Genomic DNA, 24,589 nt, shown 5'->3' with positions numbered 1-24,589 from the left:
GAGAGGGCGGGGCCCTGGGCCCGGCGGGGATTCAGCGGTGGTCGTCGGCGTGCAGCGCCATCTGGGTCATGGCGCGCCGGGCGCGTTCCAGCACCACGTCCATCGAGTCGCCGACATGGGCGTGCAGGGCGCGGTAGGCCTCGTCGAGCCGTCCGTCGCGGACGAGTTCCATGATCTCGATGTGTTCGGTGACGGTCGCCCGGACCCGGTCCTCGGTGAGGAAGTCGTACATCCGCACCCGGCGGATGCGCTCACCGACCGCCACGAGCGCGTCCGTGAGGGCCGGATTGCCCGAGGCGCGGGACAACTCGGCGTGGAACCGCTCGTCCTGGACCACGAAACGCGGATCCGGCGCCGGCGGCCGCTCGCGCATCGCGTACCAGCGCTCCAGTTCGGCGGCGACGACCGCCGGATCGTGCCGTACGGAGGGATCCTCGATCGCGCGGGAGACACCGCGCAGCTCCAGGGTGATCCGGAGTTCGTAGAGGTCCTTCAGCTGGGCGAGGCCGAGGACCGTGACGAAGTAACCGCCGTCGCCCCGCTCGATCAGCCCGTCCGCCAGCAGCCGCGCCAGCGCCTCCCGCACGGGCGTCCGGGACACCCCGAAGCGAGTGGCCAGCCGTACGTCGCTCAGCCGCTCACGCGCCCCGAACCCACCGTCGAGCACGGCGGCCCGCAACTCCGTGTACACCCGGTCGCGCAGCGAACCCGTGGACAGCGGCCCGACCGGGCCCGTGTCCAGCGGTGTATACAGCATCGAATCCATGCGTGCAGACGCTAGGAACCCCTTGTTTCCCAGGAGACTTCGCGCCGTGAACGCCTCGTTTCCGAGTCCTCACCCCGGAGTCCTCGCCCCGGAGCCCGGAGCCTGGAGCCCGGAGCCCGGAGCCCGGAGCGCGGAGCGCGGGTCCCGGGCTCAGTCGAGGCCGCGGGCGTGCTGGAAGCGGGCCAGCCCGTCGGCGAGATCGAGCAACGGGGCGGGGTAGCCCAGGGCGGCACGTCGTTCCGCCGGCAGCCGCCAGGGCTCGTGCACGTTCCGCCCGTCCACGTCCTTCAGTTCGGGCACCCAGCGCCGTACGTAGGCGCCGCCCGGGTCGTAACGCAGGCCCTGGCGCACGGGGTTGAGGACGCGGTTCGGGCGGGAGTCGGTGCCGGTCCCGGCGACCCACTGCCAGTTGAGCTGGTTGTTGACGAGGTCGCCGTCCACGAGCAGGTCCAGGAAGTGCCGGGCGCCGACCCGCCAGTCCACGTACAGAGTCTTGGCCAGGAAGCTCGCCGTCAGCAGCCGTGCCCGGTTGTGCATCCAGCCCTCGTGGAGCAGTTGGCGCATCGCCGCGTCGACGACCGGATAACCGGTACGGCCCTCCCGCCACGCGGCGACGTCCTCGGCCGCCTCGGCCTCGGTCCGCCACCGGTCGTGCCGGGGGCGGTAGTCCCGCCGGGACGCCTCGGGCCGCGCCGCCAGCACCTGGTGGTGGAAGTCGCGCCAGCACAACTGGCGTACGAAGGCCTCCGCCCCGGCGCCACCCCGCGAGCGGGCCCGCTGGACGAGTTCCACCGGCGAGAGGGCCCCGAAGTGGAGGTAGGGCGAGAGCCGGGAGGTCGCGTCGCCCGCCATGTCGTCGTGCCCCTCCTCGTACGCCGGCATCCGGGACCGCGCCCACCGGGCGAACCGTTCGCGCCCTCGCGTCTCGCCCCCGGCGGGGAGGCCGGGCGAGAGGCCGGGCAGGCCGTCACGGGAGGGCAGCGGCTCGCCGCGCACCGCGTCGGGGACCCGCACGGTGCGCGGCGCCGGGCAGATTCCCCGCAGCCGCTCCTGCGACCAACGGCGGAAGTAGGGGGTGAACACGGCGTAGTGGTCGGACCCGGCGGGCGTCACGGCCCCGGCGGCGACGGCGGTGGTCACGGCGTCGTGCACGCGCAGCGCCACCCCGCGCCGGCCGAGGTCCTCCCGCAGCCGCTCCTCCCGCCGCTGGGCGTAGCCGCTGACGCCCGCCGCCATGTGCACCTCCGCGGCCCCGCACTCCGCGGCGACCGCGCCGGCCTCCCGGACCACCGGCCCCGTACGGACGACGAGCCGGCCGCCGCGCCGGCGCAGCGAGGCGTCGAGGTCCCGCAGGCAGTCGGCGAGGAAGGCGGCACGGTTCGGCGCGTCGAAGCCGGCCGCGTGGACACCGGGGTCGCGCACGAAGAGCGGCACCACCTCGTCGGCCGCGGCGAGGGCGGCGCGCAGCGGCGGATGGTCGTGCAGACGCAGGTCCGAGGTGAACAGGACGACCGCGACGGTCATGAGGGCTGCTCCTGGTCGTGCATGAGGCCTTGCTTGCTTTCCCGCCGTCTCTTCGGGCTGTTCCCGGCACGCGGATGCGGAGCCGAGCGCGCTGCCGCCGGAAGGGTCACCCACGTCACCCGCGCCGCAGGAACTCCTCCATGTCCCGGTGGCTGATCCCCACGGGTCACCCGCGTCACCCGCGCCGCAGGCGTCATCTGCGTCATCCGCGCCGCAGGCGTCGTGCGGGCCGTGCGCGTCGTGCGGGCCCCTGGCTTCCGCGGCGGCCCGTGCGCGCCTCGGCCCCGTGCGCGCTCATGCCCTTCGCGGCCGCCTGGGTGATGTTGCGGGCCATGCCGCCGAAAACGACGGCGTGGAACGGGGCGACGGACCACCAGTAGGCGTGGCCCAGCAGTCCACGCGGGTGGAACAGGGCGCGCTGCCGGTAACGAGTACGGCCCTCGTCGTCCGTGTCGGCGTACATCTCCAGCCACGCCAGGCCCGGCAGCCGCATCTCGGCCCGCAGCCGCAGCAGCCGGCCGGGCTCGATCTCCTCGACCCGCCAGAAGTCCAGCGAGTCCCCGACCCGCAGCCGTTCGGCGTCACGCCGCCCGCGCCGCAGGCCGACACCGCCGACGAACCGGTCCAGCCAGCCCCGCACCGCCCAGGCCAGGGGGAAGGAGTACCAGCCGTTGTCCCCGCCGATGCCCTCGATCACCTTCCACAGCGACTCCACGGACGCCTCGACCGGCATCCGGCGCTCGTCCTGGTAGAGACTCCCGCCGGCCCAGTCGGGGTCGGTGGGCAGCGGATCACTGGGCGCCCCCGGCACGCTCGCGGACGACCAGCGCGTGGCGACCTGCGCCTCCCGCACCCTCCGCAGCGCGAGGGCCAGCGCCTCGTCGAACGGCAGCGGACGGCCCGGCGCGTCGGGCACGTACCGGGCGATGTCGTGCTCGTGGCAGACGACCTCGTGGCGCAGCGATTCCGTCAACGGCCGGGCCAGGGAGGCGGGTACGGGGGTGACGAGCCCGATCCAGTGGCTGGACAGGCTCGGGGTGAGCACCGGCACCGTCACGACGAGCCGCCGCCGCAGTCCGGCCACGACGGCGTACCGCCGCATCATCTCGCGGTAGGTGAGGACGTCCGGCCCCCCGATGTCGAACGCCCGGTCGACGTCCGCGGGCATGCCGGCCGAGCCGACGAGGTACCGCAGCACATCGCGTACCGCGACCGGCTGGATCCGGGTGTGCACCCAGCTGGGGGTCACCATGACCGGCAGCCGCTCGGTCAGGTAGCGCAGCATCTCGAACGACGCCGACCCCGAGCCGATGACGACCGCGGCCCGCAGCACGGTGGCGGGCACCGGCCCGTCGAGGAAGATCCGCCCGACCTCGGCGCGGGAGCGCAGATGCGGGGACAGGGACTGCTCCGGGACACCGCGCGGGGTCAGCCCGCCCAGGTAGACGATGCGCCGTACGCCGGCGGCCCGGGCCTCCTCCGCGAAGGTCCGGGCCGCCTGCCGGTCGGTCTCCTCGAACCCGGAGCCGCTCCCGAGGGCGTGCACCAGGTAGTAGGCGACGTCGATCCCGCGCAGGGCCCCGGCGACCGAACCGGGGTCGGTGACGTCGCCCCGGACGGTCTCGACGTCGCCCGCCCAGGGATGGTCGCGGAGCTTGCCGGGAGAGCGGGCGAGGCACCGCACCCGGTGCCCGGCCCGCAGCAGCTCCGGCACGAGACGCCCTCCGATGTATCCGGAGGCACCGGTGACCAGGCAGTGCAGCCGCTCGGCGCCGCCCTCGTCCCGCTGCCCGTCCGGGCCGGTGTCCGTCCCCGCGTTCATCCCCGCGTCGGTGCCCACGTCCGTCTCCTCCGCGCTCGCCCGAGGCTGCTTTCCTCTTCCTCTCGTCCGATCATGGCGGCAGCGCGGTGCCCGCGCCCGTTCAGCCGGACCGGGAACCGGATCCGGCGTCGGAGGCGGGACCGGCGCCGGCCCCGGATCCGGCTCCGGTCCCGGAACCGGCATCGGCCCCCGTGTCGCCCTTGCGGGCCAGGACGCTCGGCCACCACGCCCGCGGGCCGATGTCGATCACGAGCGCGGGCACCAGGAGCGAGCGGACCACGAGGGTGTCGAGCAGGACGCCGAAGGCCACGATGAACGCGATCTGGACCAGGAAGGCCAGGGGAATCACCATCAGGGCCGCGAACGTCGCCGCGAGGACGACACCGGCCGAGGTGATGACCCCGCCGGTGGTGGTGAGCCCGCGCAGCACGCCCTGCCGGCTGCCGTGCGTGAGCGCCTCCTCCCGGACCCGGGACATCAGGAAGATGTTGTAGTCGACGCCCAGCGCCACCAGGAACACGAACCCGTACAGCGGTACCGAGGCGTCCGTGCCCGAGAACCCGAGGAGATGCTCGAAGACGAGTGCCGAGACCCCGAGGGTCGCCAGGAAGTTGAGCCCCACGGTCGCCACCAGCAGCACCGGTACGAGCAGCGAGCGCAGCAGCAGGACGAGGATCAGCAGGATGATGCACAGGACGACGGGCACGATCACCGTACGGTCCCGGGCGGCGGTCTCCTGGGTGTCGTACTGCTGCGCCGTGTAGCCGCCGACCAGCGCGTCGGCCCCGGGGACCGCGTGCACGTTCTGGCGGAGCCGTTCGACGGTCTCCTTGGCGGCGTCGCTGTCGGCCCCGGCCTCGAGGGTGGCGGAGATCTGGACGCGGCCGTCGGCGACGAGCGGCTCACCCCCGGGACGTCCCGAGGGGGAGATCGTGGCGGCCGACGCCACGCCGTCGGTCTTCTCGGCCGCGGCCGTCACCTGAGCGGCACGGCCGGCGTCGGCGACGATGACGGCGGGGTTGCCGGAGCCGCCGGGGAAGTGCTCGCCGAGCGCCTCCTGGGCGGAGACCGAGGAGGCCTCGCCGACGAAGATCTCGTCGAGCGGGACGCCCTTCGAGGAGAGGGCCGGGGAGAAGGCCGCGAAGACGGCGAGCACCAGAGCGGTCACCACCCACGTCGCGCGCGGCCGCCGGTCCACGGTCGCGGCGACCCGCTGCCACACACCGTGCTTCTCCCCGGAGCCGTCCGGGGAGGGCGCGCTTTCGGCCTCCTTCGGCCGGGAGGGCCAGAAGGCACTGCGTCCCAGCAGGGCCAGCACGGCCGGCAGGAAGGTGAGGGTGGAGAGCACGGAGCACACGATGCCGATGGCGCCGACCGGCCCGAGAGCGCGGTTGTTCGTGAGGTCGCTGGCGAGCAGGGCCAGCAGGCCGAGCGCCACGGTCGCGGCGCTGGCCGTGATCGCCCCGAACGAGCGGCGCACCGCGGCCGTCGCGGCCGCGACCCGGTCCCCGCGCGCGGTGAGTTCCTCGCGGAAGCGCGCGGTCAGCAGCAGCGCGTAGTCCGTGGCGGCGCCGATCACGAGGATGGAGAGAATGCCCTGCACCTGGCCGTCCACCCGGACGACGTCCCGGTCGGCCAGCGCGTACACGACCGCGCAGGCGAGGCCGAGGGCGAAGACGGACCCGAGGATGATCAGGAACGGCAGCAGGACGCTCCGGTAGACCAGCAGGAGGATCACCAGCACCGCGGCGAGCGCCACGCCCAGCAGCAGTCCGTCGATCCCGGCGAACGCGTCCGACAGATCGGCCTGGCTCGCCGCCGGTCCCGCGATCTGCGCCGTGGTCCCCGGCACGCTCTTCGCCGTCTCCCGGATCTCGTCCAGGACCTTGGACAGGTCGTCGTCGAGGTCGGGCTTCAGCGGGACGACGGCCTGCATGGCCTGCTTGTCGTCGGAGACGAGGGCGGGCGACGGAGTGCCGACGACTCCGGGCCGCCCGGCGAGCCCGCCGACCGCCCGGGTGGCCGCCTTCTGCTGCGCCTCGGTGACCGTGGCGTCCCCGCCCTTGTCGACCGTCCACACCACGATGGCGGGAACCGTACGGGCCGCCCCGGCCTCCTCGAACGCCTCACCCGCTTCGAGGACCTTGGTCGACTCGGCACTCTGCGGCAGGAACGCGGCCTGGTCGTTGGTGGAGACCTCGCCCAGCTTGCCCGCGTAGGGGCCGAGCATGCCGCCCACACCCAGCCAGACGATCAGCAGGACGAGCGGCACGAGCCACCGGCCCCAGCGCGGTGTGGTTCTCATCGGATCCCCAAGCGACATCGGAACGGAAAGGAGCAGGACAGTAAATCTCAATCATCAAGTATCTCAATGATTGAATCAATATATACTGACCACATGTCCGGCACCGAAACCCCCTCGTCCTCCCTTCCGGGGGACGACCCCGTAGGGATGCAGACGTTCGCGGTGCTGCTGCGCCGGATGAACACCGAGTTCAACCGCATCGCCCACGAGTTCGCCCAGGCGCAGGGTCTGCACCTCACCGATGTACAGGCCCTGGTCGCGATCCTGGACGCCGACACGGCCGACGGCCCGATGACTCCCGGCCGGCTGCGCGACCAGCTCGACCTCACCTCGGGCGCGGTGACGGCCTGCATCGACCGCCTGGAGAGAGCGGGCCACATCCGCCGCGTACGCGCCCTGGGCGACCGCCGCGTGGTCCACCTGCACTACGAGGAGGCGGCCAGGGCCGTCGCCGCCGACTTCTTCCGTCCCCTGGCCCGGGGCACCGAAACCGCCCGCTCCCGCTTCACCCGCGAGGAACTGACGACGGTGACCTGCTTCCTCGCCGAACTGAACCGGGAACTCGTCCTCCTCGGCCGCCACACCTCCTGACGAGACGCCACACCTCCTGGCGGGCCGCCACACCTCCTGGCGAGACGACACGCCTCTTGGCGGGACGACACGCCCCCCGACGGTGACGGGACGGCGTGCGGCTGCCGGGCTTCGTCGTGGCGGCCGGGAGCTACCATGGCCGCGCGCCGTCCGCCGTACCCGTCCCACGGGGAGGACGGCCCGGCTCCGGGCCTTGCCCGCACGAGAGGGAATGGTGGAGACGAGCACGCAGGCCGACGCCCCCGCACAGCCCCGCACCCCCTTGAACAGGGAGCGGATTCTGGGCACCGCCGTCACCCTCGCCGACGAGGGCGGGGTCGACGCGCTCAGCATGCGCAGGATCGCGCAGGCGCTCGGCGTCGTGCCCATGGCGCTGTACAAGCACGTGGCCAACAAGAACGAGCTGCTGGACGGAATGATCGACGTCGTCGTCGGCGAGATCGACCCGCCGGCCGGTCACGCCGACTGGAGGACCACCGTCCGCCGCCGGGTGCTGTCGGCCCGCCGCATGCTGCTGCGTCACCCCTGGGCGCCCGGGGTCATCGAGTCACGGACGAAGGCGCGGGCCACCCCCACCCCGGCGGTGATGGAGTACCTGGACTCGATGATCGGGATCTTCCGGTCCGGGGGGTTCCCGATCGACCTGGTCCATCACGCGATGCACGTCATGGGCAGCCGCCTGCTGGGCTTCTCCCAGGAGCTGTTCGAGGACACCCCCGGCCGCGAGCCGGATCCGGACGCGATGCCGCCCGAGGACATGGCCACGCGTTACCCCCACATCACGGCACTGGCCACGGCGGTCGCCCACGACCCGGAGTCCGTCGTCGGCTCCGGCTGCGACGACCAGTTCGAGTTCGAGTTCGCTCTGGACCTGACGCTGGACGGTCTCGAACGGCTCAGACTCCGGCTCCGGGACACTCCCTGACCCACCGCTGAAGGGCCCAGCGGCACCTCTCAGCAGGTCCCTCCGGGCCGGCAGGCCCCTCCGGCGCCGTCCTCGCCTGCCCGCAGGCTCGTCCGCGTCGATTGCCGCCCGTCCGGTGCGCCCCGCCGGCTCTTCCCGTACCCCTTGACGGGTGTACGACGTACACCTATGGTGCGCCCAAGGTGTACGCCGTACACCAATGGCGCCACCGTGAATGTGTCCACCGCCGGTCGACCGGGGGCGGTTCCGACGGGAACGGTGAGCCGCCATCGATCACCAGGGGACGGGGGAGACCCGATGAAGGCGATCGTTCAGGAGCGGTTCGGCCCACCGGACATCCTGCGGCTGGCGGAGACCGACCGGCCCGGGATCGACGCGGCCGGACAGGTGCTGGTGCGCGTCCGCGCGGCCGCGCTCAACCCCTACGACTGGCACATGATGCGCGGCGACCCGTACGTGGCGCGGCTGTCGGGAGGCGTGGGGCTGACCCGCCCGAAGTCCCGGGTGGCCGGGGTCGACGCGGCCGGGCAGGTGGAGGCGGTCGGCGCCGACGTGCGCGGACTCCGGCCCGGCGACGAGGTCCTGGGCTTCTGCGTGGGCTCCTTCGCCGAGTACGCGCGCACCACGGCGGACCTGCTGGTGCCCAAACCGGCGAACCTGACCTTCGAGCAGGCCGCGGCCGTGCCCATGGGCGCGGTGACCGCCCTGCGCGGCATCCGGACCGTGGGCCGGACGCGGCCGGGGCAGCGGGTCCTGGTCAACGGGGCCGCCGGCGGCGTGGGCACGTTCGCCGTACAGATCGCCGCGGCTCTGGGCGCGGAGGTCACGGGGGTGTGCGGCACCCACAATGTCGAGCTGGTGCGCTCACTGGGAGCCGCACACGTCGTCGACCACACCCGTGAGGACTTCACCGATGCCCGCGCACGCTACGACGTGATCCTGGACAACGTGGGCAACCGCCCGCTGAGCCGCCTGCGCCGAACGCTCACCCCGACGGGGACCCTGGTGGCCAACGGAGGAGGCTCCCCCGGCCGCGTGTTCGGAGCCGTCGGCGCCCTGCTGCACGTGAGCGCGGTCGACGCGGTCGTCCGGCAGCGGCTGCGCCCGATCCTTCCGGCGGCCCCGGCCGGGCCGACCCGGGAGGACCTGCTCGCCGTCACCGCGCTCATCGAGGCCGGCACGCTCACCCCGGTGGTCGACCGGAGCTACGCCCTGGCCGACGCGGCCGAGGGCGTGCGCCATGTGGAGCGGGGCCACGCCCGCGGCAAAGCCGTGATCACCGTGGCGTGAGCACGTCCACCCGTCCCGCGCCGACCACCGGACCGCGTGCGCGCACCGTTGGTTCCCGGGAGGCGACGTCCCGGGAGCCGGTGTCCTGGGACCAGCCGGTGTCCTGGGACCAGCCGGTGTCCTGGGATCAGAAGGAGGCGAGGCCCTGCCGCGACGGCTCCCCGGGGCCGTTGTCCCCTTCGGCGAGTCCGGCGTGCAGGAGAAGCAGACGGGCCAGGGCACGCGCCTCGTCGGCAGTGAGCGCCGCCCACGTCCCCGGCTCGCCTCCCCGCTCCTGGCCGACGTCCAGAGTGACCCTGCTGATGGGCCGGTCCGCGGGTGCGAGCCGCAGACACCGCACCGCGATCCTGCGCCCGCAGGCTGTCACGAGCGAAGGGCTCTCGGTCGCGGTAGGCAGGTCACGCCCTGTCGTCGTCATCCGTCTCACACTCCTTCACGCCGGCCGGCCCGGTAACTCCGGCTGGTGTCCTGTCCGCTGTGCCCGGTGGGTGTGTCCTGCCTGTCCGTGATGTCCGGCGGGACACCACGGTCAGCGCGACGCGGAGCCGAAATGTTCCCGGCTGCCGTGTTCCCCACTGTCGTGTTCCCCGCCGGACCGTGAACTGCGGAAGGTGCGGCGGTAGGTGTCCGGGGGGACCCCGAGGGCGCGGTTGAAGTGCCGGCGCAGCGTCGTCGCGGTGCCCATGCCGGTGGCCGCCGCGATGGCGTCGACGCTGTCGCCGGTGGTCTCCAGCAACTCCTGGGCCCGCCGGATCCGCTGGGTCAGCAGCCACTGCAGCGGGGTGGTGCCGGTCACCGCCCTGAACCGGCGGCCCAGATGGCGCGAGCTCATGCTCGCCCGGCGGGCCAGGTCCTCCACGGTCAGAGGCCGGTCGAGCCGTTCGAGCACCCAGGGGAACAGCCCGGCCAGCGCGTGGTCGTCCCGGTCGGGCACCGGCGCGGTGACAAACTGGGCCTGGCCGCCCGCCCGGTGCGGGGGCACGACCAGGCGGCGGGCGACCGTGTTGGCGACCGCCGAACCGTGGTCACGGCGGACCAGGTGCAGGCACAGGTCCATCGCGGCGGCCTTGCCCGCGGAGGTGAGCACGCTGCCGTTGTCGACGTAGAGCACGTCCGGATCGACCTCCGTCCCGGGACAACGGGCGGCCAGCGCCCCGGTGTGCGCCCAGTGCGTGGTCGCGCGCCGGCCGTCCAGCAGACCGGCGGCCGCCAGCACGAACGCGCCCGTGCACAGGGAGGCCACCCGCGCGCCCGCCTCATGGGCCGCGCGCACCGCGTCGACCAGCTCCGCGGGCGGCTCCACGTCGACGTCGGCCCACCCGGGGACGATCACCGTGCCGGCGTACGGAAGCCGGTCGAGCCCGCAGTCCGGCTCCAGCCGGAACCGTCCGACCCGCACGGCACCCGGCCCGCAGACGACAAGGCGGTACCAGGGGTCGACCACACCGGACAGATCGGCGCCGAACACCTCGTGGGCCACGGACAGTTCGAAGTGCAGCATCCCGTCGGTGACGGCGAGCGCGACAGTACCCACCGTGCCCACAGTGCCCATGTCCGGAAGTGTACGGCCCGTGTCGTTCCGGACACTCGTGCCGACCGGCCACCGGAGCAAGGATGCTGACGGACGGTCAATCCGGAACGAGAACGAGGGGGAACCGATGGGATCGGATCACACGGTGGCGGTCTTCGGCGCCTACGGGCACACCGGGCGCTTCGTGGTGGCGGAGCTGCGGGACCGGGGATACGTCCCGCTCCCGTCCGGCCGCGACACGGACAGACTGGGGGCGCTCACGGAGTCCTGCCCGGGACTCGACACCCGTCGGGCCTCGGCCGACGACCCGGCCTCGCTCGACCGCGCCCTGTCCGGCGCGGCCGCCGTCATCAACTGCGCCGGCCCCTTCGCCTCCACCGCCGCCCCGCTGATCGAGGCGGCACTGCGCGCCGGGATCCCGTACGTGGACGTGGCGGCCGAGGTCGAAGCGAATCTCGACACGTTCACGCACTACACGGACCGCGCCCGCGCCGCGGACACGGTGGTGCTTCCCGCGATGGCCTTCTACGGCGGCCTCGGCGACCTCCTGGTCACCACGGCGATGGGCGACTGGACGACGGCCGACGAGGCACACGTCGCGTACGGCCTGAACAGCTGGCACCCCACACCCGGAACCCGCGCCGCGGGCGCGGTCTCCCACCGGCGCAGGGAAGGCCGGCGCGTCACCTACCGGAACGGCGCGCTGGAATACCGCGACGACGCCCCGCCCACCCTGAAATGGACCTTCCCCGAACCACTCGGAGTCCGGTCCGTGATCGGGGAGTTCACCATGGCCGACGTCGTCACCGTCCCCAGCCACCTGACCGTCCCCGACGTACGCACCTACATGACGGTCGAGGCGGCCGGGGACCTCGCGTCCCCCGACACCCCCGCGCCGACCGCCTCCGACGGGAGCGGCCGGTCCGCCCAGACCTTCCTCGTCGACGCCGTCGTACGCTCCGGCGGCGAACAACGCCGCGCCGTGGCGAGCGGCCGCGACATCTACGCCGTCACCGCACCCCTCGCGGTGGAAGCGGTCCACCGCATCCTCACCGGCCGTACGCGGACGACCGGCGTCGCCTCGGCCGGCGCCCTCTTCGACGCCCCGGACTTCCTGAACGCACTGTCCGCACACCTCACGGTCACCCGCTGAAGGGCCCCCGTGCCCAGACCTTCATGACAGTGACCCGCCCACCGCACAGCGCGGTGAGGCTCTCGGCACCGGAGGTGAGGACCGCGACGGGCCCGCGTCCGCGCCCGGGCCCGCACCCGCGCCCGGACGCGGCCAGTGCCGTGGCGCCGAACATGGCGTCGATGGCGCACCTGTGACCGTGGAGACCACAGTCCGTGGGAATCAATCCGCCGTGTCCGTGGCACGCGTCCGCAGGTCGCGATCCGGGTGCCTGCTCGCCCCTACCGGACCGAGGGCGACTTGCCGGCCGTCGCGGTACGACGGCGGGCCAGCACGCGAGTGGTGCTGCCGTCCTCCTCTTCGATGTCCCGGACATGCTCGAAACCGATCCTGTCCAGCAGCATCAGGGAGGACTCGTTCGGCGCGGCCACGGTGGCATGCACCTCGGTCAGTCCGAGGGTGTCGAAGCCATGGGCGACGACCGCCTCCGCCACCTCGGTCCCCAGACCGGACCCCCATGCCGAGGGCGTCAGAGCGTAGATGATCTCGTGGCCCGCGACGGCGTCCGTCGGCTTGATCTCGGCATGCCCGACCAGGAGCCCGTCACGACGAACGGCCCAGACATCGAACAGATCCCGTGCATAGACTTCCGTGAAGATCCGCCCGAACAACGCCCGGTCCGCCGCCTCGGAAGCAGGACCGTCCCCCATCCACCGCGACACCCTCGTGTCCTGGAACAGCGCGACGAAGCCCTCTTCGTCCTCGGGTACGTACGGCTCCAGGAGCAGCCGCTCGGTGCGCAGGGCAGGAGTCATGGACGGCGACGCTACCCACGCGACTTCCCAGCCGGCAACCCACTTTCACCTGCGCGGACAGCGCCCCGGCTCTTCTCCTGCCGCGAAGAACACATACCCCGTGGAAGTCGGAGGGACCATGGACCTGCTCACCCTGCTCGACGAAGCGGTGGCCGCACTCAAGCAACCCTTGCGGCAGTGCGACATCGAGGAGGGCTGGACCGACGAGCTCCGCCGGGAACTCCAGGAGGAGATCTCGGTCAGTCGCTCAGCCCTGCGACGGCACGGGCAGGTGATGGTGCGGTACCTCCACCCAAATCGGGGCTCATCTCCAAGTTCGTTGGATCCTCGTGAGATCACCTGACCCACATCCACCACCGCCCCAACGGCCACGCAGGTTACGGGCCGGCCTTTACCTACGGGCCGACTCGAACGCATTCGGGCATGACCTGATCGACCTCGGACGCCCTCGCGCGGCCTACAGGCGCCCGGCCCGGGGCGCCGCTTCCCTGCCGCGCCGGGCTATCGTGCCGCCGTGACACGCGCAGCGGAGCGCCCCCTCCTCTTCCTCGACGTCGACGGCCCACTCATCCCGTTCGGGTCGTCGTCCGGCCACCCACAGGCCGCTCTTGCCGACGCCTCGACGCCTGTCGACCAGGGGAACCCACTGCTGAAGCGGCTCGACCCCGGGATCGGGGAGCGTCTCATGACCTTGGGCTGCCGTCTCGTATGGGCCACGACCTGGATGGAGGAGGCGAACGAGGCTGTTGCCCCACGCATCGGACTGCCGAAGCTGCCCGTGGTGGAGTGGCCGGACAGCTGTGCCGAGGAAGGTCCGCACGGCCTGCACTGGAAGACCCGTCCCCTTGTCGAGTGGGCGGACGGCCGGCCGTTCATTTGGGTCGACGACGAGATCAGCCCCATGGACCGTCTCTGGGTCACTGCCCGACATCCTGGGCCGTCGCTCCTCCATCGTGTGGAACCGGCCAGAGGCCTCGTGGACGCGGACTTCTCCGCGCTCGCCGATTGGCTCCGCACCGTTGCGCCGAGATGAACACCGCATCAGGAGTTCGATACCGACTCCCAGCGATCCGCCGGAACAATGAACAGAGGCTGCTCTCCGACCCGCTGAAGACCCGTTCGATCCGCCGCTGTACGACGACGTTGATGTCAGTCGTGGATGTCAGGAGGGGCGGGACTTGCGTCTCCGGCGGTGTCTGACCACATGACGCAGCAGGAGCGCACCAAGGGCAACGAAGAACACCAGCCACCCAAGGCGAACCCACAGCGGACTAGCTGTACTGACGGCCGACCACCCAGACCAGACGAGGCACAGCACCATCCAACCGGGGCTTTCAACGAGGGATCGCTCCCGGCCCTGAGGCATGCACCGACCCCTTCCCGCGCAGCGTGATCATCCCACAGAAGGTGGCACGTGGAGAGACCACGCGTGGGCTCAGACTCGGAGCGACGCTCTCAGCTTGGGAAGCTGCGAGCACTTGCGACCGGATCAGACGCTGACCTGGGAAAATCGCTGAGCTGCGGCCTCGTCGGCATCGCTTGCTGCCACCGTGATTCCCTGCTGTTCCCCGCTCGATCCGGTGCGGCTGTGGTGCGGGGCGAGCATCGCGCGAGTCGTCGGGCCATGGAGGTCGAGTGCACTGTCAGCGCTCATGGCCAGGGTCTTGGATGCGCGGTCGGCTTCAGGGGTGTTCAGCTACGAAGACCAGATGTGCCCCCGCCCCCGGGGTTCACGTGCCGGGGGCGCGAAAGGTGACCTGCCGGCGGGCGGCCTCATCGATCTCGTCGAGGGTGAGGAGAGGGGTGGCCCGGGTGTGGAGGGCTCCGCTGGCCTTGACGGTGAGGCTGACGGCGGCCATGGAGACCGGGTCGGGGAAGTCGACGATGAGCACGATGTCGTCTTCCCCAAAGGCGAAGTACATGGCCTCGACCTGCCCGCCGAGGCCGGTGACGACCTGGTCGACAGCGGCGCGACGGCCGCTCGCACCTTCCCTGAGCAGCCCCTTGGTGCCCTCGGGTGTGTAGGTGGCTTGAATGAGGAACTTCGGCATAGGGAGGCTTCCTGCCCATCGCTTGTCGGGTGTGCAAGGGACTTCCCGCTGTCACATCGGCCGCTACTCGCGGACGGCTAAATTCACTCGTTGGAACCCGAGCCTCTTTCCCCCCGATGGCGGGAGACCGTGGAGGCGGACTCCGGAACTGCCGCGTGATCGTCGTTGTCGCGGGCACGTCCGGCCTTCTGGCCGCTCTCGACTGGACGCACCCGGATCACGGGGCGGCTAATGAGGCGATCATGACGGCCGGTCTCCTGATCATGTCCCTGCTCCTGCTGGCTGAACTCGAACTCGCGCTCTCAGCTTGGGAAGCTGCGATCATGCGGGGCCGGTTCGGGGTTGACCTGGGCCAACGGCCGAAGTGTGGCCTCCTGGCGCTCGGATGCGTTCACCATGATTCCCCGGTCTCCCTCGCCGGTTCTGGTGCGCTTGCGGTGTGACGGAGGGTCCGGCGCTCTCGCTCAGCCACTTATCGAGGAAACGTTGCGCGAGTACGAGTGGGGCTGGGCGGCGTCCCGTGTTGATCCTTGCCCCTGTCAAGCTCTTGAGCGCGCTTTTCGGGCCTGACGGAAGTCGAGGTACGACAGCGCAATGACCAGCAGCGGAATAATGATCCACAACAGCACGAGGCGGAGTCGGCCCTCTGTCAGCGCGGCGACCAGGACTACTGCGACGGCGCTGCCGACGAAGCCGAAGAACTGGCGGTAGGAGCGGAACCCGCCCCCCACTGCCGTGCCGGGATCATCCTCCTCGGCGAACGCGGCGCGCACGGGGTGGCCGTCGCCCTCGCGCCGGGCCTGCCGCCAGGCGAAGAACCAGCGGGCGACCACGTAGAGAACGAAGGTGCCCAGGAAGATCCACCATCCGGTGGGATCATCGGGAAATGCGCGCGCAAGTGTCATGAGCATCTCGTGCCCCAGGCCCGAGGGAGCAGACGGTTCCGCATTTACGCCAGAGCCGACGCTGTCGCCCGCCCTGGTGAACAAGGGCACCGAACAGGGCCGACGTTCCAAGATCCTGTCCACGAACGGCCACGGATTCCGTCCGAGGACCGCTCGGCGTTGCCTGCCTTCAAACTGCCTAACGGAGAACTTCGGGTGTGGCGGAGCGACTTCACCACGTGGTTGCGACAGTTGGAGGCGGCGGCGTGAAGTCTCTCGACGTAAAGGTCTGGGGCGTTCGCAAGCGGGACACCAAGACGTCCTCGTACGGGGTCCGCTGGACTGTTGCGGACAACGTCTTTTCGGAGTCTTTCCGCACCAAGGCGCTTGCCGACCACTACCGCACAAAGCTCATGCGCGCGATGCGCGACGGCGAGGAATTCGACACGAAGTCAGGCCTTCCGGCCTCGATGGAAGAAAAGAAGTCGGCCGTGTCGTGGTACGCCTTCGCTCTCAGATACCTCGCCATGAAGTGGCCCCATGCCGCACCCAACACACGGGACGGCATCAACGAAGCCCTCACCAGCGTGACGCTGGAACTCCTCGACGAGCGCGCCGGACGGCCGTCTGACGAGGCGATCCGCGAAGCACTGCGCAACTGGGCCTTTGTGCTGCCGGGACCCGATGACCGGGAAGTCCCGGACGACGTGCGAAACGTTCTCCACTGGGTGTCCAAGGTGTCCCGGCCGCTCGCCGATCTCGCTGAACCCGCCACGGCCCGCGCGGTCCTCGACTCGCTGAAGCTCAAGCTCGACGACACGGCGGCAGCGGCGGAAACCGTGCGGCGTAAGCGTCGGACGCTCGTCAACGCCGCGAATTACGCCGTCGACTTGGGAGAGCTGCGAGAGAACCCCATCACGGCTGTCCGCTGGCAGAAGCCGAAGGTGTCCAACCAGGTCGATCCGCGGGTCGTCGCCAACCCGGAGCAGGCGCGGAACCTCCTGGCGGCGGTTTCCTACGTGGGCGGGTATCGGCGTGCCCGTGGTCGGCGCCTCGTGGGTCTGTTCGCCGCCATGTACTTCGGTGGCCTCCGGCCGGCTGAAGCGGTCGGCCTTGCCGAGACGGACCTGAACCTTCCCGAGCAGGTTGAGGCTCGGCGCTGCTCCACCGGACCCGTCCGTCCGTCGGCAAGCAGTGGACCGACTCGGGGGAGACCCACGACGACCGCGGGCTGAAGAACCGACCGACCGAGGACGTGAGGCGGGTGCCGATCCCGCCCCACCTCGTCGCCGTGCTCCGAGAGCACCTGGCCACCTTCGGCACTGCCGACGACGGGCGGCTGTTCTTCAGTGAGAAGGGCTCGGTCGTCCCGTCCTCGACGTACTACCGCGTGTGGCAGGAGGCCCGGCTACTTGCGCTTCCGCCTGCCGTCGCTGCCTCGCCGCTCGCGAGCCGCCCGTATGACCTCCGGCACTCGGCACTGTCGACGTGGCTCAACGCGGGTGTCGACCCGACCGAGGTGGCCGAGCGTGCCGGCAACAGTGTTGAGGCCCTGCTGACCCGGTACGCGAAGTGCCTCGACGGACGGCAGGACGTCACCAACCGGCGTATCGAGGACCTCTTGCGCGAGTACGAGTGACTGCCCTTGACCGTGTCCGAGGCCCCTGGTGCCCCCAGGGGCCTCGTCGTCTGCGCGGGGCGCTAAGCAGGCCTGGCGGCCTGGGCCTGTTCGGAGGAGAGCAGGCGTTCAAGGTTTCTCCGCTCGCTGTCGAGCGCAGCGAGCATCTGGATGCGGGTTCGTTCGAAGTCGGGCTCGACCTCGACGCCGAGGTCATGTCGCAAGGTGACCCGCAGCAAGTACACGCCGTCGGAGAGCGGGCCACTGAACCACGCCTTCGCACGACTGTATGCCTCGTCCAGGTTGGGGCTGCTCGGCAACTGCTTGACCACGGAGTACCCGACTCCGAGCGCCCTGTTAAGGGTCGAGGCGGTTTCGAGAACATCCTTGGGCAGAGCCATTTGTGCCTGAGAATATTCCTCTGACCAGGCCTCTTTAGCGGCGTCGAGAATTGTCGGCTCGACATCTTCGCCGCGTTCGGCTGCCCGGATCGCGTCTCGGGCGGCGACCCGGTAAGCGCGAGCCGTGGTGTTCAGGCGGGCATAGAGCTCACGTCTGGCTTGCTGTGCTTGGTCTTGGCGGTCTTCCGTCCGCTGACGATCGGCACGCTCGTTCTGCTCTCGGCTCGCGCGCTGGCTGAGCGCTGCCCCGCCCAGTGTTCCGCCCAGCGTTCCTACGACGCCGATGAGCGCGACGGTAAGCGTGGTCACATCCACGAGATCCCCCAACTCGTCCATTCGTCTGCCCGTCCGGCGACTGGTGGCGACGACAGCTCATCCTTCGCCGGCCTCATACCCACCCGCGGTGCAGATGTAGGCCAGGACGACGATAACGAGGGGTGGCTCTGCTCGGCTCCCACGAGGGTCACCACCTGCGGCGATGCCCCAAGATCCCGTCCATGCCTCGTCCACAGACCCCGACATACGGCCGCTCCGGGCGACATACGCCTGTACATACGCGAAGACCCCGGCCTCAGCGTTTCCGCTGGTGACGGGGTCTTTGGGCACCTCATACGAAGTGCCCCCGGCAGGATTCGAACCTGCGCACACGGCTCCGGAGCCCGGGTGAGAGTGAGAGGCGATTGGTGCCCTGAACTGCGACGGAGCCTCCTTGCGGCAGAAGCCTGAGCAAGATCATCACGTCCCTATTACGCGGGCGGCCTGTCGGGCGGTGGGTCCGGGCCGTATCGTCGAAGCATGATCTCGGGCAGCGGCGGGGGAGCGGACGGCAACGGCGCGGAGTTCACCGCGGAGGCTCTGGCCCCCGTCCTTCGAGAGGCCTGTTCGTCGGCCGGACTCGACTCCAGCGGGGCCGAGTTGCTGCGCCTGGGGTCGAACGCGGTGTACCGCCTGCCCTCGTCACCCGTCATCGTGCGTATCGCACGTGATCCGTCGGTTCGCGCCGAGATGGACCGGGCGGTGAAGGTGGCACGGTGGCTGGAGACGGAGCACTTCCCGGCCACGCGCGTGCCGGCGCGGGTTGCTCAGCCGCTCGTCGTCGGCGGCCTGGTGGTGACCTTCTGGGAGAGCGTCCAGGAGAACGAGGAGTACGCCACCGTCGGCGAACTGGCCGACCTGCTGTGCCGCCTCCACTGGCTCGAAGAGCCGGAGTCCCTCGGCCTGCCGTACTTCGATCCGCTGGCCAAACTGACGGCGTCCCTCGAAGGACTGGACGCCATCGCGGGGGAGGACCGGGAGTTCCTGGAAGCTCGGGCGGCCGGGCTCGCCAAGGATTACGACCGCCTGGACTTCGTCCTCCCCTTCGGGATGATCCACGGAGACGCCAACATCGGGAACGTCCTCCGCCACCGGAACGGCCACGCGGTCTTCATCGACCTGGACGGCTTCGCCCTCGCCCCACGCGAGTGGGACCTGATCCTGACGGCGCTCTACTACGACCGCTACGGCTGGCACTCGAAGGCGGAGTACGCGGAGTTCGTCCACCGGTACGGCTTCGACCTGATGAACTGGCCCGGATACGAGACCTTGGCCGACCTGCGAGAGCTGATGATGGTCGCCTGGATCGGCCACCAGGTCGCTACCAGTGAGCGCTCCGCGGATGAGTTCGGCCGGCGCTTGCGCGCTCTGCGGACGGGCGGAAGCCGGAAGGACTGGCGGCCCTTCTGAGAGTCGTTGCCGTGGCCACTCGCGCTCGTTGACGAAGTCGACCGCATCGACGGTGACATGAACTCACGCGAGCAGAACGGATCTCCCATGAACGAAGTGCACGTACGGATCGGTATCCATCGCAACAGGTACCACACCGACACTTCCTGCCCTGCTCTGAACGGCAAGCCGGAGACGTTCGGAGGGATTGAGCAGATGTCCCGGGAGGACGCGGAAGCACAGGGGCTCAAGCACTGCCAGACGTGCAAGGCGTAGTCCTGTGTCCGGGTGACTGCCTGCCCGCTGTCCAGTGCCTCTTCAGACGCTGGACACTCTGTCCGCCGCCTGCCACAGCCGGTGCTCCGCCGCTCGCTCGCGGAAGTCCTGGGCGGCGGTGTTTCCCACCCGGGAGAGGTTCTGCCCGAACTCGGCGAGATAGCTGACGCACCGGGCCGACTTGAGCTGTTCCCCCAGGTCAAGTGCATCGAGGGCCACGCGGCACGCCTCTTCGATGTCCCCGGCTCGTAGGTGGGCGTCGGCGAGGACCATGGTCGCGAAGAAGTCGCTCCGCACATGGCTACCGCTCATGGCGTTCTCGGCGTGGGCGACGGCCTGGCGGGCACTGTTGACGTCGCGGAAGCAGTGGGCGGCCTCGGCGGCAAGCTCGGCTTCGTCGAAGTAGCTGATCCACTCCGGCTCGTCGTCCGTGTTCCGGCTCTCCAACGCTTTCGTGGCCGCGGTCAAGGCGGCCTCGCAGGCCCGGACGTCGCCGGTCCGGGCAAGAGCGCGGGCCTCCATGGCGTGGAACTGGGCGCGTAGCGTCGGCGTGGCCACGGGAGAGATCCCCATGAGTGCGGCGCGGGCGAGCGTGGCGGCCTGCGTGTAGCGACCGAGGAACGTCGCCTGATGGCTCATGGCCGACAGGATGCTTCCTGCGAGCCGGCGGTCGTTGGCGTCCTGGGCCAGCCGCAGAGCCTGGAGGAAGTACCGCTGCGCCAAGCCGTGGCGGCAGGCGTCGTACGACATCCAACCGGCGAGGAGCGTCGCTTCCGCCACGGTGGAGAACAGGGCACGGCCGACCTGCTCGGTGTACTTCCCGTGCAGGACCGGCGTCACTTCGGTACTGAGGTACTGGATGGCCGCATGCCTCGCATGGTCGCCGCCGAAACGGTCGTCCAACTCGGCGAACATGTCCGCGGTGGTCTTGATGGCGGCCACGTCCCCGAGACCGACGCGCGTACCAGCCTGGCGCTGCCGTGGGATCGCCGGCTCGGGCGCCACCAGCCACCGGAGAGACGCTTCGTTCCAGGCGGGCTCGGACGGCTCGGCCTGCAGAAGGGGTTCGTACCGGTTGAGATCGGCACGCCACAGCCGACCGACTGCTTCGATCGCATCATCAGGACTCGCCGGATAGCTGACATCCATGAGCGACGCATCCCGCCCGCTCTCGTGGTTCAACCCGAGTTCTACGGCACTCAGCCCGAACACCTCGCAGAGGAGCGGACCGTAGAAGTCGTCCGGAACGCTGTGTCCGTTCTCCCAACTGGCGATGCGTCGTTTCACGCTGGCATCTGCCGGGAGCTGGTGCCCGCGTCGAGCCGCGACCTGACGCAGTTCGCGCACCAACCGCGGCTGACTCCAGCCCCGGTCCGTCCGGACCTCCCGTAAACGAACGCCGGTCGATTGCATGGAAGACGTGGCCCTTCCTTCCCCGCGCGTGCACTGATGTGACCGCTGGGACCCATGACTCCGCGCCCCACCTCCGAATGTACGCGCGGTTCAGCGCCGACCGCTGCAAGTAACCGGAGATCGGGAGCGGTTGACTCATGACGGGGGATGACACGCACAGGCGTGACGTGTCATCCCCCGTCACCTCTCGTCATCTGCCCAGGCCAGGGGGCTGGCCTTGAGTCTGGACACAGGGCGGCATCGAGGCCGCGACCGAGTCTGACCGAGGTGAGATGCCGTGCAGAGGATGACCACGAGGGGCATGGAATGGCTTTCCGCGGCGGCGGACGACCCGGCCGCATGCCGGGCGGTCTGGGCGGACGACCCCCGCGCACCGTACGCCCTGCCGGCCGGCCGCTTCTTCGACGTGGTGACGGTCGAACAGCGGCTCGGAATGGAGACCTTCGATCAACTCTTGCGCCAAGGTCTGCCCTTCGGCCCGGTGGCACTGGACCACAAGGCCCAACGAGTGGGCTTCTTCCTCGGCTCGCGGAGTCAGGAATCCTTCGCTCACTACCTCGCCCAGGAAGAGGGGACTCCACCCACGTTCCGCTACCTGAGCCGCGGGTCGGTGGTCGTCGTTCCGGGACCCATGCCCTTGAGCGGTGACCGCTACCAGTGGCTCCGGGCGCCGGCCCGGCGTCCCATCGCCAACCCGCTGCGCCCGGTCGCTCTGGCCACCCTGCTGGTCGCCTCCACCGAACTGCTCGCTCGTGTGGACCGGTACAGCGAGCGCTACCCGTCCGCGGCTGCCCTCGCGGCTCCCTTCTTCGGAGGGACTCCGATCGATGCGGGATGACACCACCCACCGGCGCGACGCGGCCACGTGGTCGCCCCTGGAGAGCGACGACTGGTACGCCGCGCGCAACGCCACTACCGCCCTCCGGGACGCTCTGGTTCGTGCTGGTCTGGAGAAGGACTTCCCCTACCTACGGGCCGACCTGAACGCATTCGGCCATGGCCTGGTCGAACTGGGCCGGGTCTCGCCGGCCACCGCGGAACGCCTGGCGGAACTGCTGCGGCTGGCGCTTGCTGCGGGACTGCGGCGTCTCGAGGAGAACAGCGAAGGAGCCGCCGAATACCGAGCAGGAGAGGACTGACGTCATGACCGACCGACGCGGAGTCGTCGCCAAGCGCGCCGAGAACCTGATGCCCGGCATCCCCTACGTCCGCGGCTGGGCGCAGGCACGCCGCGGAGCCGGCGCCCTGGCCGCACAACTGACCGCCCTCGGCCTGGAGCCGGACTTCCCCGGCCTCACGGCAGACGTGAACGTCTCCGGCGACGGCCTGGTACGCCTGGGCATCGTCCTCCCCGAAGCGGCCCTGTTGCTCGCGGAACTGATCGTGTCGGGCCTCTCGGCGGAGATGCCGATGGATGCCGAGACGTTGACGCCTGAGGCGGGGAGTGCTCGCCACAATTCTCCGGCTGCCTGACCGCCTCAACCCGAGAAACCCCGTCCGGCTGCGGTACGAGCATGCTCCCGCACCCGGTCGGCCCGGCCCCGTGCGTTGCCGTTCCCAGGCGGACAACGTGCGGGGCCTTCTACTGGACAGCATGTCCCTCGTCGTTGGTCTGCCGCTCGGCCGGGACCGGCGCCCCAGCGCCGCAGCCCGGACGAACGGCAGACCAACCTTGCTTCGAGGATGGATGCGGGCCTCGTATCAGGCCCTGCACAGCAGGACGTCAGCCGCCAGGATTTGAAGGTGCGCTCCTGAGTGACACCCGCTTTAGGAGAGAGGCTGGGACGTACGGGGGATGACCTGCGGCTTCGCTGGTCGAGCTAGCGGGCACGGATGTACCCGCTAGCCACCCTTGTTGACCGCTGCTGACCCCTGCATCTGGCACGGTTGTGGCACGTGGCGGCCGGGGGCCTCTCGGGGCGGTTTCGGCCGGCCTCGTTCCGAGCTAGGTCATCAATCCGCGGACTACAACTCAGCCCCAGGAAGGTTGAGGCCGGTGAGCTTGTAACGCCCGGAGACCTCGTCTGCCTGCTGCTGGACCTGGTTCCGCAGTTGGGCCAAGGCCTCGTTGAACGCGTCGTAGGCCTCCGGACCGAAGCGCCTGCCGTGAAGACCGCCAGCTTCGATGAAGTCCACGAATGCCTGACGCATAGCGCGTAGCCAGATGCGCAGGTCACCTCCCGGCTTCTTCAGCTGGTCTAGGTACTCGGACAAGCGAGCGCGGCACTCGGCGGCAGACGCGAGGCAGGCAGCAGCCTCGGCTTGGGGGCGCGCGTACCCGATCGTCAACACACGTTTGTCGGCCAGGAAGTCCATCACCTCCTGCGCGATGTCCTTGTCCGACTTCGTGAACTCCCAGTTCACGCCGAAACCAAAGGCGCTGAACGAAGTTGGTCGGATGCCCATCGGTTCCCCTCCCGTTGACGACTCATGTCTATCAGCCATGGATGGTCGGTGTGGCACGAATACGATCGCCATCAGCCGACGCAGTTGGCGAGGCCATCTGCCCGAGGACGACCTGAGCAGGGGTGCTCGCGCTCTCAGCTTGGGAAGCTCGGTTTTCCTGGCGGCGGTTTCGACGCTGACGTGCGGCGGAGTGGTGTTGGAATCCTGGTCGGACCCGGGGCGAGTTCCCGCTGTTCCCCGTGGTTCCCCACAGGATCTGGCACGCGAATGGCACGGGCCCCTTCGCCTCGTACGCCCCTTAGCGGAGCTGCGCCGGGAGTGTCTGATGCTCAGCCGAAGACAGTCAGCCAGGACGGTGGGTGCGCCGACCGATCACGCACGCGTGTGCCTCGCCGCACCTCCACCGGCCTCAGCCACGCTGCCATGTCGTCGACCAGAGCAAGTTGCGCTGTCGGAAGCGCGGCGGCGAGACCTTGGGCGATGACCTCTTCGTCCCGAAGCAACTTGGGCAAGCGCTCGACCTTGGGCTGGTGTGCTTCTCACCTGCTGTCATGGTCCGCAGGCGTCCGTGCTTGTCCGCCGCTGTGCGTCGGCGTTGTCACGCAGTTAGACACTCACCCGAACTCGTTCGGTTAGGCGGGGTCGCCACTGTGTCCGAAGGCCATGGCTGCGCGGCAGGTGTCGAGGTGCTCAGAGCAACCGAAGTACTGCTTGGGTCGCTTGAAGAGCCCCACACGCTTGGTCACCCGATAGTCAGGCTGTTCGTTACAGCCCTTCACGTCACAGGAGGGCGCGCGATCCATGTCCAGGATGCGGTACCAATTCATCGAGATGACGTCGCGCGTCCTGATGCCGGCCGCAGCAAGGTCTGCATCGCTGCCGTAGAGGATCTGCTGGGTACGAATCCACTGGCCGTTGATGAGTTCAACGTGCTGCTCCATGGACGGAGCCTACTGAAGGCGGTTGGCCCCGTGGACCTTCCTGGGAAAACCAACCCGAGTTGACCTGGCGGAAGAAACACCCCATCTTGCCCGACCGCCACCCCCAGGGGGAAACCCGTGCGGTCGCAGGGCTCTGACCTGGGTTTTCGTCGCTGACAGCTGACTCGCGACTGTCACTGAGGGTTTTCAGGGTG

At 70.1% G+C, this 24,589-nt stretch carries 24 protein-coding genes and 4 pseudogenes; 13 read left to right on the top strand and 15 right to left on the bottom strand.

Going from position 1 to position 24,589, the window contains the following annotated elements; genetic code table 11:
* Positions 1 to 31: 31 nt before the first annotated feature.
* The 4 genes from ACIF80_RS00720 to ACIF80_RS00705 form a co-directional block, all read right to left on the bottom strand.
* The gene (locus ACIF80_RS00720) at positions 32 to 766 is read right to left on the bottom strand and encodes a GntR family transcriptional regulator (RefSeq protein ID WP_399797610.1); all 735 of its coding nucleotides are present in this window, start codon (positions 764 to 766) and stop codon (positions 32 to 34) included.
* Between the two features lie 150 nt (positions 767 to 916).
* Entirely contained in the window at positions 917 to 2,290 is a 1,374-nt protein-coding gene (locus tag ACIF80_RS00715) for a cryptochrome/photolyase family protein (RefSeq protein ID WP_399797607.1), read from the bottom strand.
* 202 nt (positions 2,291 to 2,492) lie between these two features.
* On the bottom strand, positions 2,493 to 4,112 hold the full coding sequence (locus ACIF80_RS00710) for an SDR family oxidoreductase (protein WP_399799344.1): 1,620 nt from the start codon (positions 4,110 to 4,112) through the stop codon (positions 2,493 to 2,495).
* Between the two features lie 100 nt (positions 4,113 to 4,212).
* Positions 4,213 to 6,417: an MMPL family transporter gene (locus ACIF80_RS00705; RefSeq protein ID WP_399797604.1), complete on the bottom strand. Its 2,205-nt coding sequence runs from the start codon at positions 6,415 to 6,417 to the stop codon at positions 4,213 to 4,215.
* Positions 6,418 to 6,510: 93 nt separating this feature from the next.
* Between ACIF80_RS00705 and ACIF80_RS00700 the strand changes: the two genes are divergently transcribed.
* The 3 genes from ACIF80_RS00700 to ACIF80_RS00690 all read left to right on the top strand — a co-directional run bounded on the left by ACIF80_RS00700 (position 6,511) and on the right by ACIF80_RS00690 (position 9,223).
* Positions 6,511 to 7,008 carry a MarR family winged helix-turn-helix transcriptional regulator gene (locus tag ACIF80_RS00700; RefSeq protein WP_399797602.1) on the top strand — a complete coding sequence of 166 codons (498 nt, stop codon included), beginning with the start codon at positions 6,511 to 6,513 and terminating at the stop codon, positions 7,006 to 7,008.
* 211 nt (positions 7,009 to 7,219) lie between these two features.
* Complete coding sequence (locus tag ACIF80_RS00695; protein WP_399797600.1) at positions 7,220 to 7,933, top strand: TetR/AcrR family transcriptional regulator; 714 nt, start codon at positions 7,220 to 7,222, stop codon at positions 7,931 to 7,933.
* Positions 7,934 to 8,230: 297 nt separating this feature from the next.
* Positions 8,231 to 9,223, top strand: a complete 993-nt coding sequence (locus ACIF80_RS00690; RefSeq protein ID WP_399797598.1) for an NAD(P)-dependent alcohol dehydrogenase — start codon at positions 8,231 to 8,233, stop codon at positions 9,221 to 9,223.
* Between the two features lie 127 nt (positions 9,224 to 9,350).
* Here ACIF80_RS00690 and ACIF80_RS00685 read toward each other — a convergent pair whose 3' ends face one another.
* Together ACIF80_RS00685 and ACIF80_RS00680 are read right to left on the bottom strand one after the other, a co-directional pair.
* The gene (locus ACIF80_RS00685) at positions 9,351 to 9,641 is read right to left on the bottom strand and encodes a hypothetical protein (RefSeq protein WP_399797596.1); all 291 of its coding nucleotides are present in this window, start codon (positions 9,639 to 9,641) and stop codon (positions 9,351 to 9,353) included.
* Positions 9,642 to 9,752: 111 nt separating this feature from the next.
* The gene (locus tag ACIF80_RS00680) at positions 9,753 to 10,775 is read right to left on the bottom strand and encodes a helix-turn-helix domain-containing protein (RefSeq protein WP_399797593.1); all 1,023 of its coding nucleotides are present in this window, start codon (positions 10,773 to 10,775) and stop codon (positions 9,753 to 9,755) included.
* Positions 10,776 to 10,881: 106 nt separating this feature from the next.
* Between ACIF80_RS00680 and ACIF80_RS00675 the strand changes: the two genes are divergently transcribed.
* Positions 10,882 to 11,907: a saccharopine dehydrogenase family protein gene (locus ACIF80_RS00675; RefSeq protein ID WP_399797590.1), complete on the top strand. Its 1,026-nt coding sequence runs from the start codon at positions 10,882 to 10,884 to the stop codon at positions 11,905 to 11,907.
* Here ACIF80_RS00675 and ACIF80_RS00670 read toward each other — a convergent pair.
* Together ACIF80_RS00670 and ACIF80_RS00665 are read right to left on the bottom strand one after the other, a co-directional pair.
* Positions 11,897 to 12,121 (bottom strand): annotated as a pseudogene (locus tag ACIF80_RS00670) (hypothetical protein); the annotation flags it as partial. The gene ACIF80_RS00675 and the pseudogene ACIF80_RS00670 sit on opposite strands and share 11 nt — an antisense overlap.
* Before the next feature lie 46 nt (positions 12,122 to 12,167).
* Positions 12,168 to 12,701, bottom strand: a complete 534-nt coding sequence (locus ACIF80_RS00665) for a GNAT family N-acetyltransferase (protein WP_399797587.1) — start codon at positions 12,699 to 12,701, stop codon at positions 12,168 to 12,170.
* 100 nt (positions 12,702 to 12,801) lie between these two features.
* Here ACIF80_RS00665 and ACIF80_RS00660 point away from each other — a divergent pair, with 100 nt between their 5' ends.
* The gene (locus ACIF80_RS00660) at positions 12,802 to 13,044 is read left to right on the top strand and encodes a hypothetical protein (RefSeq protein ID WP_399797584.1); all 243 of its coding nucleotides are present in this window, start codon (positions 12,802 to 12,804) and stop codon (positions 13,042 to 13,044) included.
* A 171-nt stretch (positions 13,045 to 13,215) separates the two neighbouring features.
* Complete coding sequence (locus ACIF80_RS00655) at positions 13,216 to 13,734, top strand: HAD domain-containing protein (RefSeq protein WP_399797581.1); 519 nt, start codon at positions 13,216 to 13,218, stop codon at positions 13,732 to 13,734.
* Positions 13,735 to 14,190: 456 nt separating this feature from the next.
* On the opposite strand, the gene ACIF80_RS00650 is transcribed toward ACIF80_RS00655, so the two are convergent.
* Together ACIF80_RS00650 and ACIF80_RS00645 are read right to left on the bottom strand one after the other, a co-directional pair.
* Positions 14,191 to 14,355: a hypothetical protein gene (locus ACIF80_RS00650; RefSeq protein ID WP_399797578.1), complete on the bottom strand. Its 165-nt coding sequence runs from the start codon at positions 14,353 to 14,355 to the stop codon at positions 14,191 to 14,193.
* Between the two features lie 76 nt (positions 14,356 to 14,431).
* Entirely contained in the window at positions 14,432 to 14,752 is a 321-nt protein-coding gene (locus ACIF80_RS00645; RefSeq protein WP_399797576.1) for a GYD domain-containing protein, read from the bottom strand.
* Positions 14,753 to 14,907: 155 nt separating this feature from the next.
* Here ACIF80_RS00645 and ACIF80_RS00640 point away from each other — a divergent pair.
* Positions 14,908 to 15,045: pseudogene (locus tag ACIF80_RS00640) on the top strand (VapC toxin family PIN domain ribonuclease); the annotation flags it as partial.
* A 246-nt stretch (positions 15,046 to 15,291) separates the two neighbouring features.
* Here ACIF80_RS00640 and ACIF80_RS00635 read toward each other — a convergent pair.
* Entirely contained in the window at positions 15,292 to 15,657 is a 366-nt protein-coding gene (locus tag ACIF80_RS00635) for a hypothetical protein (protein ID WP_399797574.1), read from the bottom strand.
* A 165-nt stretch (positions 15,658 to 15,822) separates the two neighbouring features.
* On the opposite strand from ACIF80_RS00635, the pseudogene ACIF80_RS00630 reads away from it, so the two are divergent.
* Together ACIF80_RS00630 and ACIF80_RS00625 are read left to right on the top strand one after the other, a co-directional pair.
* Positions 15,823 to 15,906: pseudogene (locus ACIF80_RS00630) on the top strand (excisionase); the annotation flags it as partial.
* Positions 15,903 to 17,275 (top strand): annotated as a pseudogene (locus ACIF80_RS00625) (tyrosine-type recombinase/integrase). The pseudogenes ACIF80_RS00630 and ACIF80_RS00625, both read left to right, overlap by 4 nt.
* 62 nt (positions 17,276 to 17,337) lie before the next feature.
* Here the strand turns inward: ACIF80_RS00625 and ACIF80_RS00620 are convergent.
* Entirely contained in the window at positions 17,338 to 17,991 is a 654-nt protein-coding gene (locus tag ACIF80_RS00620; protein WP_399797571.1) for a hypothetical protein, read from the bottom strand.
* Between the two features lie 459 nt (positions 17,992 to 18,450).
* Between ACIF80_RS00620 and ACIF80_RS00615 the strand changes: the two genes are divergently transcribed.
* Positions 18,451 to 19,380, top strand: coding sequence for a phosphotransferase family protein (locus ACIF80_RS00615; protein ID WP_399797569.1), 930 nt, complete (start codon positions 18,451 to 18,453; stop codon positions 19,378 to 19,380).
* A gap of 297 nt (positions 19,381 to 19,677) precedes the next feature.
* Here ACIF80_RS00615 and ACIF80_RS00610 read toward each other — a convergent pair whose 3' ends face one another.
* On the bottom strand, positions 19,678 to 20,922 hold the full coding sequence (locus tag ACIF80_RS00610; RefSeq protein ID WP_399799341.1) for a hypothetical protein: 1,245 nt from the start codon (positions 20,920 to 20,922) through the stop codon (positions 19,678 to 19,680).
* 427 nt (positions 20,923 to 21,349) lie between these two features.
* On the opposite strand from ACIF80_RS00610, the gene ACIF80_RS00605 reads away from it, so the two are divergent.
* The 3 genes from ACIF80_RS00605 to ACIF80_RS00595 are packed head-to-tail and all read left to right on the top strand — an operon-like array spanning position 21,350 to position 22,521.
* Positions 21,350 to 21,886, top strand: coding sequence for a bifunctional DNA primase/polymerase (locus ACIF80_RS00605; protein ID WP_399797567.1), 537 nt, complete (start codon positions 21,350 to 21,352; stop codon positions 21,884 to 21,886).
* Positions 21,876 to 22,187 carry a hypothetical protein gene (locus tag ACIF80_RS00600; RefSeq protein WP_332011114.1) on the top strand — a complete coding sequence of 104 codons (312 nt, stop codon included), beginning with the start codon at positions 21,876 to 21,878 and terminating at the stop codon, positions 22,185 to 22,187. Before ACIF80_RS00605 ends, ACIF80_RS00600 begins: the two co-directional genes overlap by 11 nt.
* Before the next feature lie 4 nt (positions 22,188 to 22,191).
* Positions 22,192 to 22,521, top strand: a complete 330-nt coding sequence (locus ACIF80_RS00595; protein WP_399797564.1) for a hypothetical protein — start codon at positions 22,192 to 22,194, stop codon at positions 22,519 to 22,521.
* Positions 22,522 to 23,013: 492 nt separating this feature from the next.
* On the opposite strand, the gene ACIF80_RS00590 is transcribed toward ACIF80_RS00595, so the two are convergent.
* Together ACIF80_RS00590 and ACIF80_RS00585 are read right to left on the bottom strand one after the other, a co-directional pair.
* The gene (locus ACIF80_RS00590) at positions 23,014 to 23,454 is read right to left on the bottom strand and encodes a DUF6650 family protein (RefSeq protein WP_399797561.1); all 441 of its coding nucleotides are present in this window, start codon (positions 23,452 to 23,454) and stop codon (positions 23,014 to 23,016) included.
* 632 nt (positions 23,455 to 24,086) lie between these two features.
* Positions 24,087 to 24,395, bottom strand: a complete 309-nt coding sequence (locus ACIF80_RS00585; protein WP_399797559.1) for a hypothetical protein — start codon at positions 24,393 to 24,395, stop codon at positions 24,087 to 24,089.
* Between the last annotated feature and the right edge of the window lie 194 nt (positions 24,396 to 24,589).

The organism is Streptomyces sp. NPDC085927, from assembly GCF_044540975.1.
GTDB lineage: Bacteria > Actinomycetota > Actinomycetes > Streptomycetales > Streptomycetaceae > Streptomyces > Streptomyces hirsutus.
This window is presented reverse-complemented; position numbering and strand designations above follow the sequence as displayed.

Coding starts and splice junctions, on each gene's coding strand:
- ACIF80_RS00720 (WP_399797610.1), bottom strand. CDS start 766: ATGGATTCGATGCTGTATACACCGCTGGACACGGGCCCGGTCGGGCCG.
- ACIF80_RS00715 (WP_399797607.1), bottom strand. CDS start 2,290: ATGACCGTCGCGGTCGTCCTGTTCACCTCGGACCTGCGTCTGCACGAC.
- ACIF80_RS00710 (WP_399799344.1), bottom strand. CDS start 4,112: ATGAACGCGGGGACGGACACCGGCCCGGACGGGCAGCGGGACGAGGGC.
- ACIF80_RS00705 (WP_399797604.1), bottom strand. CDS start 6,417: ATGAGAACCACACCGCGCTGGGGCCGGTGGCTCGTGCCGCTCGTCCTG.
- ACIF80_RS00700 (WP_399797602.1), top strand. CDS start 6,511: ATGTCCGGCACCGAAACCCCCTCGTCCTCCCTTCCGGGGGACGACCCC.
- ACIF80_RS00695 (WP_399797600.1), top strand. CDS start 7,220: ATGGTGGAGACGAGCACGCAGGCCGACGCCCCCGCACAGCCCCGCACC.
- ACIF80_RS00690 (WP_399797598.1), top strand. CDS start 8,231: ATGAAGGCGATCGTTCAGGAGCGGTTCGGCCCACCGGACATCCTGCGG.
- ACIF80_RS00685 (WP_399797596.1), bottom strand. CDS start 9,641: ATGACGACGACAGGGCGTGACCTGCCTACCGCGACCGAGAGCCCTTCG.
- ACIF80_RS00680 (WP_399797593.1), bottom strand. CDS start 10,775: ATGGGCACTGTGGGCACGGTGGGTACTGTCGCGCTCGCCGTCACCGAC.
- ACIF80_RS00675 (WP_399797590.1), top strand. CDS start 10,882: ATGGGATCGGATCACACGGTGGCGGTCTTCGGCGCCTACGGGCACACC.
- ACIF80_RS00665 (WP_399797587.1), bottom strand. CDS start 12,701: ATGACTCCTGCCCTGCGCACCGAGCGGCTGCTCCTGGAGCCGTACGTA.
- ACIF80_RS00650 (WP_399797578.1), bottom strand. CDS start 14,355: ATGAGCGCTGACAGTGCACTCGACCTCCATGGCCCGACGACTCGCGCG.
- ACIF80_RS00645 (WP_399797576.1), bottom strand. CDS start 14,752: ATGCCGAAGTTCCTCATTCAAGCCACCTACACACCCGAGGGCACCAAG.
- ACIF80_RS00635 (WP_399797574.1), bottom strand. CDS start 15,657: ATGACACTTGCGCGCGCATTTCCCGATGATCCCACCGGATGGTGGATC.
- ACIF80_RS00620 (WP_399797571.1), bottom strand. CDS start 17,991: ATGGACGAGTTGGGGGATCTCGTGGATGTGACCACGCTTACCGTCGCG.
- ACIF80_RS00615 (WP_399797569.1), top strand. CDS start 18,451: ATGATCTCGGGCAGCGGCGGGGGAGCGGACGGCAACGGCGCGGAGTTC.
- ACIF80_RS00605 (WP_399797567.1), top strand. CDS start 21,350: ATGGAATGGCTTTCCGCGGCGGCGGACGACCCGGCCGCATGCCGGGCG.
- ACIF80_RS00600 (WP_332011114.1), top strand. CDS start 21,876: ATGCGGGATGACACCACCCACCGGCGCGACGCGGCCACGTGGTCGCCC.
- ACIF80_RS00595 (WP_399797564.1), top strand. CDS start 22,192: ATGACCGACCGACGCGGAGTCGTCGCCAAGCGCGCCGAGAACCTGATG.
- ACIF80_RS00590 (WP_399797561.1), bottom strand. CDS start 23,454: ATGGGCATCCGACCAACTTCGTTCAGCGCCTTTGGTTTCGGCGTGAAC.
- ACIF80_RS00585 (WP_399797559.1), bottom strand. CDS start 24,395: ATGGAGCAGCACGTTGAACTCATCAACGGCCAGTGGATTCGTACCCAG.